Annotated in this window: 15 protein-coding genes; 9 read left to right on the top strand and 6 right to left on the bottom strand. The window is 40.9% G+C overall.

Features of this window, described 5'->3' with window-relative positions:
* Window positions 1-2: 2 nt before the first annotated feature.
* The 3 genes from hslV (at window position 3) to CWC11_RS09975 (ending at window position 2298) form a co-directional block, all read left to right on the top strand.
* A complete protein-coding gene (gene hslV / locus CWC11_RS09965; protein ID WP_002958366.1) occupies window positions 3-521 on the top strand; it encodes an ATP-dependent protease subunit HslV in 519 nt (172 codons plus the stop codon).
* 11 nt (window positions 522-532) lie between these two features.
* Window positions 533-1861, top strand: coding sequence for an ATP-dependent protease ATPase subunit HslU (gene hslU / locus CWC11_RS09970; protein ID WP_104641859.1), 1329 nt, complete (start codon window positions 533-535; stop codon window positions 1859-1861).
* 62 nt (window positions 1862-1923) lie between these two features.
* The gene (locus CWC11_RS09975; RefSeq protein ID WP_138682568.1) at window positions 1924-2298 is read left to right on the top strand and encodes a gamma-butyrobetaine hydroxylase family protein; all 375 of its coding nucleotides are present in this window, start codon (window positions 1924-1926) and stop codon (window positions 2296-2298) included.
* Between the two features lie 29 nt (window positions 2299-2327).
* On the opposite strand, the gene CWC11_RS09980 is transcribed toward CWC11_RS09975, so the two are convergent.
* From CWC11_RS09980 to CWC11_RS09990, 3 genes are all read right to left on the bottom strand, one after another.
* Entirely contained in the window at window positions 2328-4208 is a 1881-nt protein-coding gene (locus tag CWC11_RS09980; RefSeq protein WP_138682569.1) for a methyl-accepting chemotaxis protein, read from the bottom strand.
* A 108-nt stretch (window positions 4209-4316) separates the two neighbouring features.
* The gene (locus CWC11_RS09985) at window positions 4317-5348 is read right to left on the bottom strand and encodes an MJ1255/VC2487 family glycosyltransferase (protein WP_138682570.1); all 1032 of its coding nucleotides are present in this window, start codon (window positions 5346-5348) and stop codon (window positions 4317-4319) included.
* Window positions 5345-5884: a phosphatase PAP2 family protein gene (locus CWC11_RS09990; RefSeq protein WP_138682571.1), complete on the bottom strand. Its 540-nt coding sequence runs from the start codon at window positions 5882-5884 to the stop codon at window positions 5345-5347. Before CWC11_RS09990 ends, CWC11_RS09985 begins: the two co-directional genes overlap by 4 nt.
* Before the next feature lie 205 nt (window positions 5885-6089).
* Between CWC11_RS09990 and rraA the strand changes: the two genes are divergently transcribed.
* Window positions 6090-6587: a ribonuclease E activity regulator RraA gene (gene rraA, locus CWC11_RS09995; protein WP_138682572.1), complete on the top strand. Its 498-nt coding sequence runs from the start codon at window positions 6090-6092 to the stop codon at window positions 6585-6587.
* Between the two features lies 1 nt (window position 6588).
* Window positions 6589-7635 (top strand): formimidoylglutamase, encoded by a 1047-nt coding sequence (locus tag CWC11_RS10000; protein ID WP_138682573.1) that lies wholly within the window; start codon window positions 6589-6591, stop codon window positions 7633-7635.
* Window positions 7636-7668: 33 nt separating this feature from the next.
* Here the strand turns inward: CWC11_RS10000 and CWC11_RS10005 are convergent, their stop codons facing one another.
* Entirely contained in the window at window positions 7669-9333 is a 1665-nt protein-coding gene (locus tag CWC11_RS10005) for a bifunctional diguanylate cyclase/phosphodiesterase (protein ID WP_138682614.1), read from the bottom strand.
* Window positions 9334-9456: 123 nt separating this feature from the next.
* The gene (hutI, locus tag CWC11_RS10010; protein WP_138682574.1) at window positions 9457-10704 is read right to left on the bottom strand and encodes an imidazolonepropionase; all 1248 of its coding nucleotides are present in this window, start codon (window positions 10702-10704) and stop codon (window positions 9457-9459) included.
* Window positions 10705-10816: 112 nt separating this feature from the next.
* Here hutI and hutC point away from each other — a divergent pair, with 112 nt between their 5' ends.
* The 3 genes from hutC to hutH all read left to right on the top strand — a co-directional run bounded on the left by hutC (window position 10817) and on the right by hutH (window position 14847).
* The gene (hutC, locus tag CWC11_RS10015; protein WP_138682575.1) at window positions 10817-11524 is read left to right on the top strand and encodes a histidine utilization transcriptional repressor HutC; all 708 of its coding nucleotides are present in this window, start codon (window positions 10817-10819) and stop codon (window positions 11522-11524) included.
* Between the two features lie 111 nt (window positions 11525-11635).
* The gene (gene hutU, locus CWC11_RS10020) at window positions 11636-13309 is read left to right on the top strand and encodes a urocanate hydratase (RefSeq protein WP_138682576.1); all 1674 of its coding nucleotides are present in this window, start codon (window positions 11636-11638) and stop codon (window positions 13307-13309) included.
* A gap of 2 nt (window positions 13310-13311) precedes the next feature.
* Window positions 13312-14847 carry a histidine ammonia-lyase gene (gene hutH / locus CWC11_RS10025; protein WP_138682577.1) on the top strand — a complete coding sequence of 512 codons (1536 nt, stop codon included), beginning with the start codon at window positions 13312-13314 and terminating at the stop codon, window positions 14845-14847.
* Here the strand turns inward: hutH and CWC11_RS10030 are convergent.
* A complete protein-coding gene (locus CWC11_RS10030; protein ID WP_138682615.1) occupies window positions 14844-15614 on the bottom strand; it encodes a Rossmann-fold NAD(P)-binding domain-containing protein in 771 nt (256 codons plus the stop codon). The two genes, hutH and CWC11_RS10030, sit on opposite strands and share 4 nt — an antisense overlap.
* A gap of 117 nt (window positions 15615-15731) precedes the next feature.
* On the opposite strand from CWC11_RS10030, the gene CWC11_RS10035 reads away from it, so the two are divergent.
* Window positions 15732-17759, top strand: coding sequence for a methyl-accepting chemotaxis protein (locus CWC11_RS10035; protein ID WP_138682578.1), 2028 nt, complete (start codon window positions 15732-15734; stop codon window positions 17757-17759).
* Window positions 17760-17805 lie beyond the last annotated feature (46 nt).

The following is a 17805-nucleotide window of genomic DNA, read 5'->3' on the forward strand; positions in this document are numbered from 1 at the left end:
ACATGACCACTATTGTAAGTGTACGCCGCGGCGACAAAGTAGTAATCGGCGGCGATGGCCAAGTTTCACTTGGCAACACCGTAATGAAGGGCAATGCCCGTAAAGTTCGACGTCTTTATAATGGCAAAGTAATCGCTGGTTTTGCTGGCGGTACTGCTGATGCCTTTACCCTTTTCGAACGCTTCGAAAGCAAACTAGAAATGCACCAAGGTAACCTAACCAAAGCTGCAGTAGAAATGGCCAAAGATTGGCGCAGCGATAGAGCACTTCGAAAACTTGAAGCCCTTCTTGCTGTTGCCGATGAAACCGCCTCTTTAATCATTACCGGTAACGGCGATGTTGTGCAGCCAGAAAACGACCTAATTGCAATTGGCAGCGGCGGCAACTTTGCCCAATCAGCAGCTACTGCTCTATTAGAAAATACAGATTTAAGCGCTCGTGAAATAGTAGAGAAAAGCTTAACTATTGCAGGCAATATCTGCGTATTTACTAATAACTTCCAAACAATCGAAGAATTATAATAGGAACTGCTATGTCTGCTATGACTCCAAGAGAAATCGTTCACGAGCTCGATCAACATATTATTGGCCAAGCTAAAGCTAAAAAAGCAGTCGCTATTGCACTTCGCAACCGCTGGCGCCGTATGCAACTTAATGATGATTTGCGCAGCGAAGTTACACCAAAAAATATTTTAATGATTGGTCCTACAGGTGTGGGGAAAACTGAAATTGCACGCCGTTTAGCAAAATTAGCCAACGCACCATTTATTAAAGTAGAAGCGACTAAATTCACTGAAGTGGGTTATGTTGGTAAAGAAGTTGAAACCATCATTCGTGATTTAGTTGATGTTTCGATTAAAATGACACGTGAGCAACAAACTAAAAAGTTTAAGCACCGCGCCGAAGAAGCTGCAGAAGAGCGTATTTTAGATGCACTTTTACCACCAGCGAAAGATCAATACGGTGAAACACAGCGTGATGATAATTCATCAACTCGTCAAACGTTCCGTAAAAAACTACGTGAAGGTCAGCTTGATGATAAAGAAATCGAAATTGATTTAGCGCAAGCACAGCCAAATGTAGAAATTATGGCGCCTCCTGGTATGGAAGATATGACCAACCAGCTGCAAAGCATGTTTCAAAACATGGGTGGCGACAAGCGCACTAAGCGTAAGTTAAAAATTAAAGAAGCCTTCAAGCTATTAACGGAAGAAGAAGCCGCTAAATTAGTTAACCCTGAAGAGCTAAAAGAGCAGGCTATTTTTGCAGTAGAGCAAAATGGTATTGTGTTTATTGATGAAATAGACAAAATTTGTAAGCGTGGCGATTCGTCAGGCCCAGATGTTAGCCGTGAAGGCGTACAACGCGACCTGCTACCGCTAATTGAAGGTTCAACTGTAAATACTAAGCACGGTATGGTTAAAACTGACCACATGTTATTTATTGCCTCTGGTGCATTTCAAATGTCTAAACCATCAGACATGATCCCAGAGCTACAAGGTCGTTTACCAATTCGTGTTGAACTTGAAGCTCTCACTGCTGATGACTTTAAACGAATTCTTACAGAACCGCATGCTTCACTTACTGAGCAACAACGCGAACTTCTTAAAACTGAGCAAGTTGATGTTGAGTTTAGCGACGATGCCATTGAGCGTATTGCTAAAGCTGCTTGGCAAGTAAACGAAAAAACCGAAAACATCGGTGCTCGTCGTTTGCATACTGTAATGGAAAGATTAATGGAAGAAATTTCATACGATGCTTCTGAAAAAGCAGGCTCGTCATTAGTAATCGATGCCGCTTATGTTGAAAAACACTTAGGTGCATTAGTAGAAGATGAAGATTTAAGCCGCTTTATTTTATAAGCTAGGCATAAATACTATACTCTAAGCCTCCACATTGGGGGCTTTTTAATGGGATATATAAAATGAAACACGTAACAAAAGTGCATTATCACAGTGTAAGTAAAAACCTAGATGTTTACTTTGATGATGACAGTAAAACTGTATTTAGCTGCGAGTTTTTACGTGTTCACTCCCCTTCAGCAGAAGTGCAAGGTCATGGCTCTGGCCCAATGAAGTTAGTACTTAATAAGCAAGCTGTAGGAATAAAAAACATAGTACCTGTTGGTCATTATGCTCTGCGTTTAGATTTTAACGATGGCCATAATAGCGGGCTGTTTAGCTGGCGCTACTTTGAAAAGCTACAACAGCAACAAGATACGTTATGGAATGAATATTTAGCACGGGTAACTGAACACGAAGAAAGTAAAGATAGCGTGCCTATAAAGTTTGTTCCTTGAACTTTATAGACCCGCACTATAAAGCGTTATTACACCTTAAACTTATCAATTGCAGTAAACAGAACGCGTGCTTGCTCAGATACCTCTTCACTCGTTTGTGCGTTATTAGCAGCATGTCCAGAGGCATCTTGTGCGATATCTCTTATGCGTACCACGTTTTTATTTACCTCAGACGCTACCTGGCTTTGCTCATCAATCGCAACGGCTATTTGGGTACTCATTTCCATAATAGTTTGTACATCTTCGGTAATAGCACCAAGTAGCTCGCCCGCTTTAATTGCTTGAGACGCGCTTTCATCTCCTTGTGAGCGGCACTGGTGCATTATGCTAACGACCTCTTGAGTGCGCTGCTGAAGGGTATTAATAATTCCTTCTATTTCACTAGTAGACTCTTGCGTGCGCTGAGCAAGTGAGCGAACTTCATCTGCCACTACCGCAAAACCACGCCCTTGTTCTCCAGCTCTAGCCGCTTCAATTGCAGCATTAAGTGCTAATAAGTTTGTTTGATCTGCAATGGCGCGGATCACATCAAGCACTGAGCCTATGGTTTCACCGTCTTTTTCTAGTTGCGATACAACACTTGATGCATTCCCTAACGAGCTAGACAAATCTCTAATATGCTTAACCGTTGAGTCAACTTCGTTACGCCCTTGCTGTGCACTTAAGTTGGTTGACTCTGCTTTTTTAGCAGCCGCTTCAGTATTATGAGAGATATCTTGAATAGTTGCCTGCATTTGCGTTGCAGCTGTGGCTACCATGTCTGCTTCATGTAATTGCTCTTGCATACCAGAACTTGTAGCTGCTGTACTTTCAGATAAGTGCTCAGTAGCCACATTTAGTGTATTTAAAGCAGTGTTAACTTCATTAATCAGATTTTTAAAATCACCAATTAAACTATTAAAGTCTATGGTCATAGTGGTAATTTCGTCTTTACCTGTTTGTTCAATCATCACACTTAAGTCATTATTACGACGAATATCGTTAATGGTGTGATAAACACGCTCAATAGGTACAATAATGGAATGGCTCGTAAAATAAACTAGCGCTAATACAATCACACCTGCAATCACAAATACTAAAATAGCTAAAAACTGAGCCTGCTCTACACTTTGCTCAACTTGTAACTTAGTGTCTTTAACGATTTGCGAAACAATTGCATCGCTTTTATCTACGCTATCGCGCATTACCCCAAGTGCGCCTGACTTAAGGTCTAACCCAAGTTCAGTTTGCGCCTGCACAAGTGTTTTAAACTCGCTTTGGTATGTATCAATCAGAGGATTAATTTGTGTTTTATAGTCGATTGGAAGTTGCGCTGCAGCTATCTGCTGTTTGAATGTATTAATTCCCTCGTTAAAACGCCCTAGGTACTTAATATCAAATCTCAGCATAAAATCTTTTTCTGAGCGTCTTAATTGCAGCATTGAGGACAACAATTGATAATTTTGCTGCTCTTTTAATAATTGCTCAACTTCATGAACCGAACTTCTAAGCTTGCCATACAACCCGTCAGTCGGGGTTAGGCCTATCTCTTTTTGAAGCTTAACAACAGTGTTAAAATCATTATTATAGCTACTTATTAGCTGCTCAAAGCGCTGAACTTGCCCCTGTGCAATACCTTGTTTAGCCATTAACTGTTTTAACTTTTTGACTTTATCACTTAACTGTTCAAAATCCGTTTCAAATGCAGTTAACGCGTCTTCTTGCTTATAAAACAAAAAGTTTTTTTCATGTTTACGCAGTGCTAATGCATGCACGTTAAGCTCTTCTGCTAATTGAATAGTCTTGTTTAAACTAAGGGTTGTACGTGATTCAAAAATAATCACGCATAAAAGAACCACCATCGCTAAACCAACAACCACAGCGTTTAATTGTAAACGTCGTTTAATAGTTAAGTTTTGTAAAAAATTCATCGTAAACGCCTTTGTTAAATATGCATTTACAGTATAGCTTATTGGATGCAGCTATCTCATTAACTTAACCTTTTTTTTACTTTACTGCGGTTTTTAAAAAGTGTTTTATTATAGATTAACGCTTCCCCATAACCCGCTATGTAATGACTGAGTATTACCCCATTGCTTTTTGAGGAGCCAATCAATTAATGGTGCAGGATCACTTGGGTAGTTAATTTGCTTGTTTTGCGGTGCACTGTTCCAGTCATCAAGTGCTTGTGGGTTCAAGTAGTTCATAACATGCGCCATTCCCATCGCAAGCAATGTTTGCGCATTTGCACCTTGTTCAAATTGCCCGTCTAACGGCTTTAATAAAAGCTTTTTACCTAACTTTAACGCCTCACTAGCCAACTCAAACCCTGCATTACCAATCACACCACTGGTGTTTGCTAAGTCATTTAAAAAACCAGTGCGAGAAGGAGATCGTAAATGTATATGCCCAATTGATTTATCCTGTGCATGTGGGTGGTAACAATAAAACTCTTTTTCAGGGAAATCTTTCAAATAATCAATAATGCTATCTAGGTTCTCAAACGGTAAATACACTAATACTTTGTTCATAACAGCAACCGGATTACCATGTTCATGATTTGCAATAAACGGTGGAATAATATTGTGCGCAAAAGGTTGCCAATGTACGCCTAAATAGGTGTTTGCAGGTGCATAGTTTTTAATAAGAGACTTTCTTAATATGCCACGGCCAAACATCGGTACGCTGTCTGATAAAAATGCAGCTTGATGACTTATCCCCACCACAGGTATGCCCGCTCGCTTTGCAGCCCAAGCCGATACTGGTTCAAAATCGTTAAGTACAAAGTCATACTGTTTTACGTCAAAGGTTTTTATATCACTGACTAATTTACACACCCTGGCCTTTTTAAGTGTTTGTAGCGCTTTAACTTGCCCGTTTTGAGTGCTAAACGATAAACCGCGAAATGTTTTATAGTTAGAAAACTCATGCATATCAAAGTAATCTTTATTCGCACGCCCTGAAAAAACATAATCTACGTCTATTCCTAAATCATTAAAACGACTAGCCATAACCCGAGCACGAGTGATGTGCCCATTGCCAGTACCTTGTACCCCATACAATATTTTCATACAGGCACCACCAGCATTAATGCACATAAGCCACATGAACTACCAATAGCTGCTCCAATAATGATATCTGCCGGAAAATGCACACCCAATACCACTCTAGACAATGCAACACCTGCAGCCCACGTAAAACAAAGTAAGCCTAATTCAGGGAAGAAGTGGCTTAAAATAGTTGCGACTAAAAATGCAGCAGCACTGTGCCCAGACGGTAAGCTAAACTTATCGCTTGGCACAATATAGGCATTTGTTACTAAACAATCACATGGACGAATACGTGCAAAACGATTTTTAGCTAAAAAATAAATTGGCCTTTCAATAACAAAACCTAATAGTACTGTAGCAGGAAGTAATTGATGCTGTTCGTTACTACTTAGCCACCACACTGCTGCACATAGTAATAAGTAAAGCGCCCCATCTCCGCTTTTTGAAAAACCAAGCGCTGCTGTTTTGAGCCATTTAGGCGAATTGTAATTAAATAAAGTTAAAAACAATTGCTCATCCATTTGAGCTACCTTTTTAAGCACACTGTTATTAGTCATCACTTACTCCTAGCTGCATAATATCTGAACACTGTTTTAGCTTAGGTGTTGTAAATAACAATTGAGTGACGCTTTTAAGACAGTATTGTTGCTATTGATGATCTTGCGCGTATTTTGCTTAAATTTACTGCTATTAAGTCGTTGTTATTGCTTATAAGGAGGGTATACTGAGTTACAACCTAATGTATCTTTTGAGGATAAAATAATGGATTACAGCACTTCTGATTTATGCGATCACTTTGCCGATGTGGTTGACGTGCTTGAACCTATGTTCATAAACTTTGGTGGACGCCATACCTTTGGTGGCCGCATTAAAACAGTTAAATGTTTTGAAAATAACGAACTGATCCGTGAATTACTTTCTCAAGATGGTACAGGCTCAGTACTTTTAATTGATGGCGGTGGTTCAACACGCCGTGCGCTTATTGATATAGAGCTTGCAGAACTTGCCTTTGAAAACAACTGGCAAGGTATTGTTGTTTATGGTGCTGTGCGCCATGTTGACGAACTTGAAGACCTAGATTTAGGTATTCAGGCTATTGCATCTATTCCGGTTGCTGCTGATAGCGAAGGCGCGGGTGAAGATGGCATAGGTGTTAACTTTGCAGGCGTATCGTTTTTTGATGACGACTTTATTTATGCCGACAGCACAGGCATTGTTTTATCTGCAGAAGAATTAGAGTTGGAAGTTGTAGAAGTATAACGTGACCTCCCACTTAAAAGTATATGATGAAAGCGCGGTTAGAGCACTTTGTTCTACCCGCGCAAATGAGAAAAAAGCATGGCAAGCAATGGCTTTGCTCGACACTCAAGTAAACCTACAACAAGCACTCACTGACGCTGCTCAATTTGGTATTCGCTATGTACTCCTTGGTATTTGCGAAGATATTGGCCCCAAGGCGAATTTAGGAAATGGCGGTGCAAACGAAGCATGGCCAGCTTTTTTAAAACGCTTTTTAAACCAACCTCACAATCAATTTATTGCCACTCAAAAAGTACTTTTATTGGGTGAAGTCAATACTGATGATTTAATGGCCCAAAGTAGCCAACTCGATAATCAACAAGCCCAGCAGTTAACTCAACTACGAGATTTATGCCAACAACTTGATGAACGTGTAGAGTCAGTATTAAGCCTTATTTTTAAAGCAGGCCTTGAACCAATAGTTATTGGCGGGGGTCATAATAATTGCTTGGGAATTATTCGTGCGCTAAGTAAGTCAAAAAACACGCCTATTAATGCCATTAACTTTGACCCCCATGCAGATTTTAGAGAATGTGAAGGCCGTCATAGTGGTAATGGGTTTCGCTACGCATATAACGAGCAACATCTAAGTAATTACCATGTTATTGGCTTGCATGAATTAAAAAACAATCAAGCAATTATAGATGCAATGAGTGAAGCTGACTTTAAATTTGATAGCTATCAATCAATACACGTTAAGCGAAAAGTAACTCTTACGCAGGCAATTGAAAACGCACTGAATAATTTTAACGATTTACCACTGGGTATTGAAGTTGACTTAGATAGTATTACTTACATGCCTGTTAGTGCGTACACATGCTGTGGATTTAGTGTGAGTGACACTGAGCACTTTGTACATTTAGCCGCTAGTAATCGCCGCGCTAAGTACTTACATTTATGTGAAGCAGCGCCTAGCCAACACCCTAACGGTTTAGACGCTGGAGCTGAGCATACAGGGCAAGTATTAAGTGCGCTGACAAATAGCTATTTACAAGCTAAAGAGCAATAAACAGCGCATCCCCTGTAAAATTATTTAAGCTAGTTACTTAGCTAAATCCATACGCCACTGCTTCAACCAACTCATCAAACCAATACTACTTAACGGATGACCAAAGTAATAACCTTGAGCGGCATACGCCTTTAAACTTTTGACAAATTTTAGTTGTTCAAGAGTCTCTACGCCTTCAAATATGACTTTAGTCTTTTGTTGGTTATGCATTTCAACCATGCCACTTACTAAGCTACGTATGTTGTTTTGATTGCTAAAATCAGCAGTAAGCGAGGGCGCCACTTTAATATATTCCACAGCCAAACTTGGTAACTTAGAAAGCAGTACAGGGTTATCACCTAAGCCATCAACACATACTTTTAAGCCAATATTATTTAACCTAGCAATCATCGCTCGGCCTTTATCATCAAGGCTTGTGAATATATGTAAAGGACATTCAACTATTAAGTCGCCCGGCTCTAATTGATGCTCACTTATTACCGAATCTACAAATTCAATAAATTCTTCGTTGAGCATTTCAGGGCCAAACACATTAATACTCAGTGGTACAGTAATGCCTTCAATTCTCAATGCCATTGCAAGCTCTGCTGCTCGCTCAATCACAAACTTAGCTAATGGATAAGCAAGCCCTGCAATTCTTATATCATCAATAAAACGATTAGCAGATAAAATCCCCTGCTTAGGGTGCTGCCAACGCAGTAACAATTCTAAAAATTCTATCTGGCCACCGTTATTACAAATAACGGGTTGAAAATAAAGTTCAAGCTCACTAGCAAAATCAATATTAGCAAGCTCTTTTAAGCGTGCCTGCTGCTCTAACTGCTCTACCATCATTTGCTGATGATAAGGCACTACTTTTCGATTTGGGTGGCTATCAAGGGCAAGATAAGCGAACGATATTAAATTATCAAAGTTATTGTCTTGTTCATCACAATTTACATAACTAGCACGGGCTTTTACCTCTACCGTACAGTTAGCTACATTAAAAGGCTTAAGCGTTGCCCCTAATATTTGCTCAATCACTTGTTCATGAAGGTGTTTTTGATTTGCTAAGCTACAAATAAATGCAAAGTTTAATCCGCCTAAATGGGCTAGCTTTTCATGAGTGTTTATAGGTACTATTTCATCACTTACTAATAATTCTTTAATTCTATTAGCAGTTTGCGCTAAAAGAATATCGCCAAAGTCGCGGCCTATATGTTGGTTAACTTGCTCAAACCCTTCAAGGCGAATAATAACTAAAGCTGCGTTTATTTGGTTGTTTTCACACCAATGGTAGTAACCTTGGCGTAGCTGCTTTTTATTCGCAAAAATAGATAATGGCGATTCTTCAATAAACGCCTCATCAATACTTTGAGGTTCTATAACAACCTCTTTTACTGCACTTTCGTCATTTAAAAAACCAACAATGGCTAATAATAATATGGCAACTACAACCCAAAAAAGTGGTACTTCTAATAATAAGTGAGCCGAAAATAACACAACAAACAATAGCCCAGCAGCAGCACTGACAATAATCATGCTCCAGTTATTTCGCTCAAAAGCCTGCCACAAATGAAAGCAAAAACCAAAAGCCAGCAAAATAGCTAACCAAGCCGCACCACTACTTAAAATGGCTAATCCAACCACTCCAGTGCACAAATAACTAAATTTAATACTGATATTTTTAACCGAAAATAACGTAGCGATCATCGCCATTAAAAGCGCACCACTAAAAAAAATCGGAAAGTTACTGTCAGTCAAAATACTCAAGCTTACGCCACTCCATTAGCTATAAAATTCAATAAAAGCATGTTAATTATGAACAAAAATAATACAAAACTAATTAATTCTACCCAAAATCCATAGATTTAACAGTTTATTTACGCCAAATTGGTAACTTAATTGCGATGGGTGGCCTATTTGCCAATGTGCAATATCAGCCCTTGCACCTACTTTTAGCACGCCCCTATCATTTAAACCAAGTGCTAATGCCGCATTGCGCGTTACACCTGCAAGCGATTGCTCTGGTGTTAACCTAAACAAAGTACACGCCATATTCATCATCAACTGTAGTGAGCATAAAGGTGAAGTACCCGGGTTAAAGTCACTCGCAATGGCAATGGGCACTTTGTATTTTTGTAATAACTCAATGGGAGGTAACTGCGTTTCTCGTAAAAAATAAAATGCACCGGGGAGTAACACAGCAATAGTCCCTGCTTGCGCCATTGCTTTTACACCATCCTCATCAAGGTATTCAATATGATCAGCCGACAAACCTTTAAATTTGGCCACCAGCTGTGCACCGCGCTGATTAGATAGCTGCTCTGCATGACATTTTATTGGTAGGTTATGCTTTTTAGCGGCTTCAAACACTTGCTTGGTTTGCTCATAGCTAAAACCCACATTTTCACAGAATACATCAACAGCATCTGCAAGGTTATTTGCAACAACTTGCTCAAGCATATCGGTGCAAACTAAATTAATATATTCATCAGCACGACCTTTATACTCAGCTGGTAAAGCATGCGCCCCTAAAAAGGTGGTTTTAATATCAATAGGATGATGTTCACCCAATAAGCGGGCTACTTCGAGTATTTTAAGCTCATTTTTAACATCAAGCCCATAACCGGACTTTATCTCAACAGTTGTGACTCCTTCAGCAAGTAAGGTGTTTAAGCGATCTTTACCATCAACAAAGAGTTGCTCACGATCAGCTAAGCGCGTGGCTGCGACTGTACTTGCTATACCGCCACCTTGAGCAGCAATTTGCTCATAGCTTACACCCTGCAAGCGTTGTTCAAATTCTTGTGAGCGAGAGCCCGCAAATACTAAGTGAGTATGACAATCTATAAGCCCTGGCGTTAACCACTGCCCTTTAATACTGAGTGTTGGCGTTGCAAATACATCAAAACTTGGTAAATCAGATTGCTTACCTAACCACGCAATCTTGCCATTTTTTATGGCTAAGGCTGCATTTTCTATTGCGCCATAAGGAGCATCTATAGCGGTGTCCATAGTGGCAATATTGGCATCAGTAATTAGTAAGTCGATATCACCTAGCTCATTGTTTAATATTTTATTTTGCATATTCAACTCCTTAACTTGCTTAAAATACAGTCTAACAACCCACCTTGTATATACAAGATAATTATGTCATCTTAACTAACATTGTTTATTATAAATACAGCTCAATTTTTCAATGACAACACCTAAATTTGCTCAAATAAAACAATTTATTGTCGATAAAATTAAAAATGGATCGTGGCAAGAAGATCAGCGCGTCCCTTCAGAAAATGAGTTAAGCAGCCAATTTAGCGTTAGCCGTATGACAGCACGCCGTGCTTTAAGCGAGCTTACCGATGCGGGCATTTTAACCCGCAGCCAAGGTTTAGGTACGTTTGTAGCAAGTTTTAAATCACAGTCATCATTACTGGAAATAAAAAATATTGCCGATGAGGTCAAAGAACGTAATGGTCGCTATAGCTGTAGTGTACATATTCTCGAATCTATTAATGCTGTCGCGCCTATTGCAATTGCACTTGGGGTAGAAATAGACAGCGTGGTTTATCGCAGCGTACTTGTGCATAACGAAAACGAAAAACCACTACAAGTTGAAGAACGTTTTGTAAACCCTGAGCTTGCAAAAGGTTATTTGCAGCAAGATTTTACATTACTCACTCCTCACGAATATTTATCGAACGTGGCTCCACTTACACAAGCCCGCCATACTGTGGAAGCAATTATGCCAAATAACGAAATGTGCCAATGGCTTAATTTATATAATGAAGAACCTTGTCTACAAGTAATCCGCCGCACTTGGTCATCCAAAGGCATTGTTAGCTTTGCACGACTTGTATCGCCTGGGAGTAAATACCGCTTAGGTGGGCATTTAACATTTAAAAAATAACCTGAATTTAAAATAAAAACTTATATCAAGCACAGTTCAGATTAAATATAAAACGCTTTAAAAGGCGTTTTTTAAAAGCCGATCACCTTGTATATACAACAGGAGTAAAACATGGACAATCGATTAGATAAAACACGTATAATACGTGCACCCCATGGCGATAAAATAAGCGCCAAAAGTTGGCAAACAGAAGCTGCTAAACGCATGCTAATGAATAACTTAGACCCTGATGTTGCAGAGCATCCGCATTCACTTGTGGTATATGGTGGAATTGGTAGAGCGGCGCGCGACTGGCCTAGTTTTGATAAAATTATAGACACACTCGATAGACTCGAAAACGACGAAACCCTCCTTGTACAATCGGGTAAACCGGTAGGCGTATTTAAAACCCACAGCAATGCACCCCGCGTTCTTATTGCAAATTCAAACTTAGTGCCACACTGGGCAAATTGGGAGCACTTTAACGAGCTCGATAAAAAAGGTTTGATGATGTACGGGCAAATGACGGCAGGCTCTTGGATTTATATTGGCTCGCAAGGCATAGTACAAGGCACCTACGAAACCTTTATTGCTATGGCAAAACAACATTTTGCTGGTAACGCAAAGGGTAAATGGGTATTAACCGGCGGGCTTGGCGGTATGGGTGGTGCGCAACCATTAGCTGCAACAATGGCAGGCTTTAGCGCCTTAGTAGTTGAATGTGACGAAACCCGTATCGACTTTCGAATTAAAACGGGCTACGTTGATGTAAAAGCCACAAACCTTGAACATGCACTGCAATTAATTACCGATGCCTGTGTAAAAGGTGAAGCGTTATCGGTGGGTTTACTCGGTAATGCAGCCGATGTATTTACTGCGCTTGCTGCCAGCGATATTACTCCCGATATTGTAACCGACCAAACCTCAGCACACGACCCTCTCAATGGCTACTTACCACAAGGTTGGAGCATGGAGCACGCGACTAAAATGCGAGAGCAAGCGCCACAAACAGTTGTAAAAGCCGCTAAACAATCAATGGCTGTGCAAGTAAAAGCTATGTTAGCGCTACAAAAAGCTGGTTCTGCAACAACTGATTACGGTAATAATATCCGCCAAATGGCATTTGATGAAGGCGTAACTAACGCGTTCGACTTCCCTGGCTTTGTACCTGCTTATATTCGCCCTTTATTTTGTGAGGGCATAGGTCCATTTAGATGGGTTGCACTTTCGGGTGACCCAGAAGATATTTACAAAACAGACGCTAAAGTAAAAGCACTCATCCCCGATGATAAACATTTGCATAACTGGCTAGATATGGCACGAGAGCGTATCCAATTTCAGGGATTACCTGCACGTATTTGCTGGGTAGGTTTAAAAGATAGAGCCCGACTTGCCCTCGCTTTTAACGAAATGGTTAAAAATGGCGAGCTCAAAGCCCCTGTCGTTATTGGCCGCGATCACCTCGATTCGGGTTCTGTTGCCAGCCCCAACCGAGAAACCGAAAGTATGTTAGATGGCTCAGATGCTGTATCAGATTGGCCTTTGCTTAATGCCCTATTAAACACCGCTGGCGGTGCTACCTGGGTATCACTGCATCATGGCGGCGGCGTAGGAATGGGTTTTAGCCAACACTCTGGTGTGGTTATTGTTGCCGATGGTAGTAATGGAGCAAAAGAGCGAATAGGGCGCGTGCTATGGAACGACCCAGCCACAGGTGTAATGCGTCATGCCGATGCAGGCTACGACATTGCAAAAAATTGCGCCAAAGAACAACACTTAGATTTACCTATGCTAAACCAGGAATAGTCATGATTTCACACACTCTCACACCCGGACACCTTGATTTAAACACACTGAGAAAAATTAACGATTCGGCCGTTAATTTAAGTTTAGAAAACAGCGCCGAGGCACAAATAGCAGCCAGTGCACAAACCGTTCAAAATGTAATAAACGAGCACCGCACCGTGTACGGAATTAACACAGGTTTTGGATTATTAGCCAATACTAAAATAGCCGATAGTGAGCTTGAGTTACTTCAGCGCAGCATTGTGCTTTCACATGCCGCGGGTATTGGCGAATACATGGATGACAGTACCGTAAGGCTAATGATCACCCTTAAAGTAAATTCGCTTTCGCGCGGTTACTCAGGTATTCGATTGCAAGTAATTCAATTTTTTATGCAGTTATTAAAAAGTGAAGTGTATCCGTGTGTGCCAAAAAAAGGTTCTGTTGGCGCATCGGGCGATTTAGCCCCCCTAGCCCACATGTGCTTGCCACTATTAGGCGAAGGCCAAATGCGCTATCAAGGCGAGGTTATTAGCGCAAGTCAAGGTCTTAAAATAGCGGAGCTTGAGCCTCTTACACTTGCTGCAAAAGAAGGTTTAGCCTTATTAAATGGCACGCAAGCGTCAACGGCATTTGCATTACAAGGTTTATTTAGAGCCGAGAATTTATACGCGCAAAGCTGCGTTATTGGCGCTATAAGTATTGAAGCCGCCAAAGGGAGCCGTGCACCATTTGACGCCCGTATTCATGATATTCGAGGCCAACAAGGACAAATAGATACTGCTCGCGTATTTAGAGAGCTCCTCAGTGAACACTCTGAAATTAGTCAATCTCACGTAAATTGTGAAAAAGTACAAGACCCTTACTGCTTACGTTGCCAGCCTCAGGTACTCGGCGCATGTTTAACACAAATACGCCAAGCCGCAGAGGTGCTTTTATGTGAATCAAACGGGGTGACCGATAACCCGCTGGTGTTTGCCGATGTTGGCGATATTATTTCAGGTGGGAACTTTCATGCAGAGCCAGTGGCTATGGCAGCTGATAATTTAGCAATTGCGATTGCTGAAATTGGCGCATTGGCCGAGCGACGCATAGCCTTGTTAATTGATTCAAACCTCTCAACTTTGCCTCCCTTTTTAGTAGAAAACGGTGGGGTAAATTCTGGCTTTATGATTGCCCAAGTAACCGCAGCTGCACTTGCATCAGAAAACAAGTCACTCGCGCATCCTGCCTCTGTAGACAGCTTACCTACTTCGGCAAATCAAGAAGATCATGTCTCTATGGCAACCTTTGCTGCTAGGCGCTTAAATGAAATGGCCAATAACACCCAAGGCATATTGGCTATTGAATGGCTAGCCTCCGCCCAAGGGCTTGAGTTTAGAGCACCACTTAAAGCATCTGAGCAAGTAGAAAAAGCCAAAGCACTACTACGTAAGCATGTTAGCTACTACGACAAAGACCGCTACTTTGCCCCTGATATTGAATCTGCAAATATGCTTTTAGCGCAGGGTGTATTATGTGACTTTGTTATTGATAACCCGCTGCCATCAGCACATTAAATTGTGTGCTGATAACTAAACCCTAACGCTTCAATGGCTGAGCCCAGCACTTTTCGCTCAGCCACTTCATCGCTTGTGAAGGTAGGCATTTCACCGCCATACTGTGCACACTTTAGTGCATAATAATTCGCTTTGGTTGGGTGCGAGGGATTAACCACATTGTAAATATTTTGCCCTGTATTAAAGTTTTCGATTACCGAAAAAATAGCATTTATTACATCTTGCTGGTGCACCATATTAACAACTTGTTGACTCGATGTATTTAGCTCTTTACCTGCAACAAAACGACCTGGCTCACGATTTGGGCCAAGGAGCCCAGCTAAACGCAGTACTTTGCCGTCTTGTTCGAGCACTTGCTCTTCAGCATCGTATAGTTTTATTTGTCGCTCATTTGTACACGATATCTCACTGCTTTCGCTATACACACCAGCTTCTTGGTCATACACCCCGGTAGATGAGCACAATATAAAGCCTTTTGCATTTAACTGTTTAGCAAGAATAAGTGCCGCTGCTAAAGTCTCTGGATAGTTACTTTGCGTGTTACGGCTGCGTGGAGGTATAGCGCACACCCAATAGGCATCGCGTAAATCCACTTCATGTTTTAGCTTGTTATCAACCAATGTAAATTGACGCTGAAAATCATCGCTATGCTCATCACTTTGGTGAGTGCCTTGTACTTCCCAACCCGCGTGTTTAGCTTGTACGCACAAAGCATGACCAAGCCAACCAGCTCCTAGTACTACTAATTTATTAGCTTTAGTTTCCATTTTTTGCATAACCCTTCATTTTAAACGCATAATTAGTGCTTTCTATCTAACTTCGTAGCGATTTTAAGTAAGATATGATTAGATATAACTTACTAAATAACAATAATACGTACACTCATGCTAAATAATTTATCATTACGGAAGAAAATATTATTATTGATTGGTGGAACGATCACAGTTTTACTGATAATTGCCTCAACTTTTTTCGTTAAACATATCGCAGATCTTTCCCGAGTTAACATAGAGCGCGAAGCACAAAGCTACCTACAAAGCGAACAACTATCAATGCAAAGCTACTTTGCAATGTACGGTAAATTGGTGTCGACTTTTGTAAATAACCCACATTTAGTCAACTTTTTTGAAAATTGGAATGTGCGTGATCAACCAATTAAAAATGCACCAGGTTACAGCGAAGTAAACCAAGATTTTGTGCGTATTAGCTCAAATGACGAAAACGTATTGTCTGCCTTTTTTGCTTCAGCAACCACTGGTGAATATTTTAAAGAAAACGAACGTACCAGTCAGTACAACGGCCAACCTTACTATGCTTATAAGCGTGGTTGGTGGCAAGAAGCTTTGCAAATCAACAAGCTTTACGTGGGGCCAATTTCGGTTGATTTAACTACAGGTGTGGCATCAGCAGTAGTTCAACAACCAGTATATAACGCGCAGCGTAAACTCATAGGTATGGGCGGCGTTGATCTGCAGCTAAATAAAATTAACGATATGGTCGAAGACATTCGTTTTAATGGTCAAGGCTACGGTTTTTTGCTCGACGGCAATCAAAAAGTAGTACACTTTTCAAAAGCCACAGGCCATAAATTATCTATTACCGACGAAGGCCCTAAAGGTAAAGAAGGGCTCGACGGCCTAGAACAACAATTTGCAAATACATCAGGCTTTAAAAGTCTAAACACTCAAATGCGCAATAACCTTGAGGGTAGCCAACTGGTTACTTTAAAAGGTGAAGAGTTTTATGTGGTTTACCACCGTTTGCAACTAGAGCAGCCTTATTTAGACTGGTACGTAGGGATACTTATTCCTACCAGCATGATTGAAGCGCCAGTAAATGCAGCCGTTACTACCACCATTACAGCTGTAATTATTATGCTTGTTATTATTTTAGCCATGATTTTGTGGGCTACTCAAATGATCTCGCAGCCTATCACAACGCTTACTAATATCATGCGTGATATAGCATCGGGTGAAGGCGATTTAACGCAAAAAATTAATATCGACAGTAAAGATGAAGTGGGCCAGTTGGCTAATCATATGAACACCTTTATTGATAAACTGCGTGCCATGATGCTCGAGACCGCCGCACAAGCAGAGCAATTAACTAATGCAGCAGCGCAGCTTAGGCGCGTATCTGAGCAAACAAATACTGAAATACAGCAAGAAAAACAACAAGTAGATAGTGTAAGCGCTGCGGTTACCGAAATGGCCAGTACCGTACTTGAAATTTCACGTAATGCGCAGCACACCAACAGTGCCGCCGAAGAAGTACAAGCCATTACAGCAGAAGGGGCTAGTCGTTCAACGCAAGCACAAAAAGTAATGACCGAGCTTGCGCTTCACATAGGTGAAGCATCTAAAGTAGTGGCAGGCCTTGAGCAAGAAAGTAATAACATAGGTGCATTAGTTGATGTAATTAACTCCATTGCCGATCAAACTAACTTACTTGCTCTTAATGCAGCGATTGAAGCAGCCCGAGCTGGCGAGCATGGTCGTGGTTTTGCCGTGGTAGCTGACGAAGTACGCTCACTTGCAAGTCGTACGCAAGAATCAACCGACGATATTCGTAATATGATTTCTCGGTTGCAACAAATAGCGCAGCAAGCATCGGTAATGATGCTACAAGGCCAAGAACAAACAGAAGGCTCAGTATCACAAACCAAAGAAGTACTTAGCTCACTGCAAAATATTGCGCAATCGGTTACCAAAGTACAAGACCAAAGCCACCAAATTGCCACCTCTACCGAGGAGCAAACTGTTGTTGCTGAAGATATTAATACCAGCCTATCGGCAATTAACAACTTAGTAAATAGTACAGCCGATCATGCTTATACACTTGCTGATGAAGCGCGTGATTTAAGCGATTTAGCTGCCGCACTTAATAAAACAGTAAACCAATTTAAGTTATAAAATATAGGGTAACAATGTAGAGCGCTAAGTATAAAACTTGTGCGCC

It is taken from the genome of Pseudoalteromonas sp. S3178 (assembly GCF_005886985.1).
GTDB classification, from domain to species: domain Bacteria; phylum Pseudomonadota; class Gammaproteobacteria; order Enterobacterales; family Alteromonadaceae; genus Pseudoalteromonas; species Pseudoalteromonas carrageenovora.

Excerpts from the sequence above, each read along its gene's own strand:
- hslU (WP_104641859.1), top strand. The coding sequence starts at position 533 with ATGTCTGCTATGACTCCAAGAGAAATCGTTCACGAGCTCGATCAACAT.
- hutC (WP_138682575.1), top strand. The coding sequence starts at position 10,817 with ATGACAACACCTAAATTTGCTCAAATAAAACAATTTATTGTCGATAAA.
- CWC11_RS10005 (WP_138682614.1), bottom strand. The coding sequence starts at position 9,333 with ATGGCGATGATCGCTACGTTATTTTCGGTTAAAAATATCAGTATTAAA.
- CWC11_RS09990 (WP_138682571.1), bottom strand. The coding sequence starts at position 5,884 with ATGACTAATAACAGTGTGCTTAAAAAGGTAGCTCAAATGGATGAGCAA.
- CWC11_RS10030 (WP_138682615.1), bottom strand. The coding sequence starts at position 15,614 with ATGGAAACTAAAGCTAATAAATTAGTAGTACTAGGAGCTGGTTGGCTT.
- rraA (WP_138682572.1), top strand. The coding sequence starts at position 6,090 with ATGGATTACAGCACTTCTGATTTATGCGATCACTTTGCCGATGTGGTT.
- hutH (WP_138682577.1), top strand. The coding sequence starts at position 13,312 with ATGATTTCACACACTCTCACACCCGGACACCTTGATTTAAACACACTG.
- hutI (WP_138682574.1), bottom strand. The coding sequence starts at position 10,704 with ATGCAAAATAAAATATTAAACAATGAGCTAGGTGATATCGACTTACTA.
- CWC11_RS10035 (WP_138682578.1), top strand. The coding sequence starts at position 15,732 with ATGCTAAATAATTTATCATTACGGAAGAAAATATTATTATTGATTGGT.
- hslV (WP_002958366.1), top strand. The coding sequence starts at position 3 with ATGACCACTATTGTAAGTGTACGCCGCGGCGACAAAGTAGTAATCGGC.
- CWC11_RS09980 (WP_138682569.1), bottom strand. The coding sequence starts at position 4,208 with ATGAATTTTTTACAAAACTTAACTATTAAACGACGTTTACAATTAAAC.
- CWC11_RS09975 (WP_138682568.1), top strand. The coding sequence starts at position 1,924 with ATGAAACACGTAACAAAAGTGCATTATCACAGTGTAAGTAAAAACCTA.
- CWC11_RS09985 (WP_138682570.1), bottom strand. The coding sequence starts at position 5,348 with ATGAAAATATTGTATGGGGTACAAGGTACTGGCAATGGGCACATCACT.
- hutU (WP_138682576.1), top strand. The coding sequence starts at position 11,636 with ATGGACAATCGATTAGATAAAACACGTATAATACGTGCACCCCATGGC.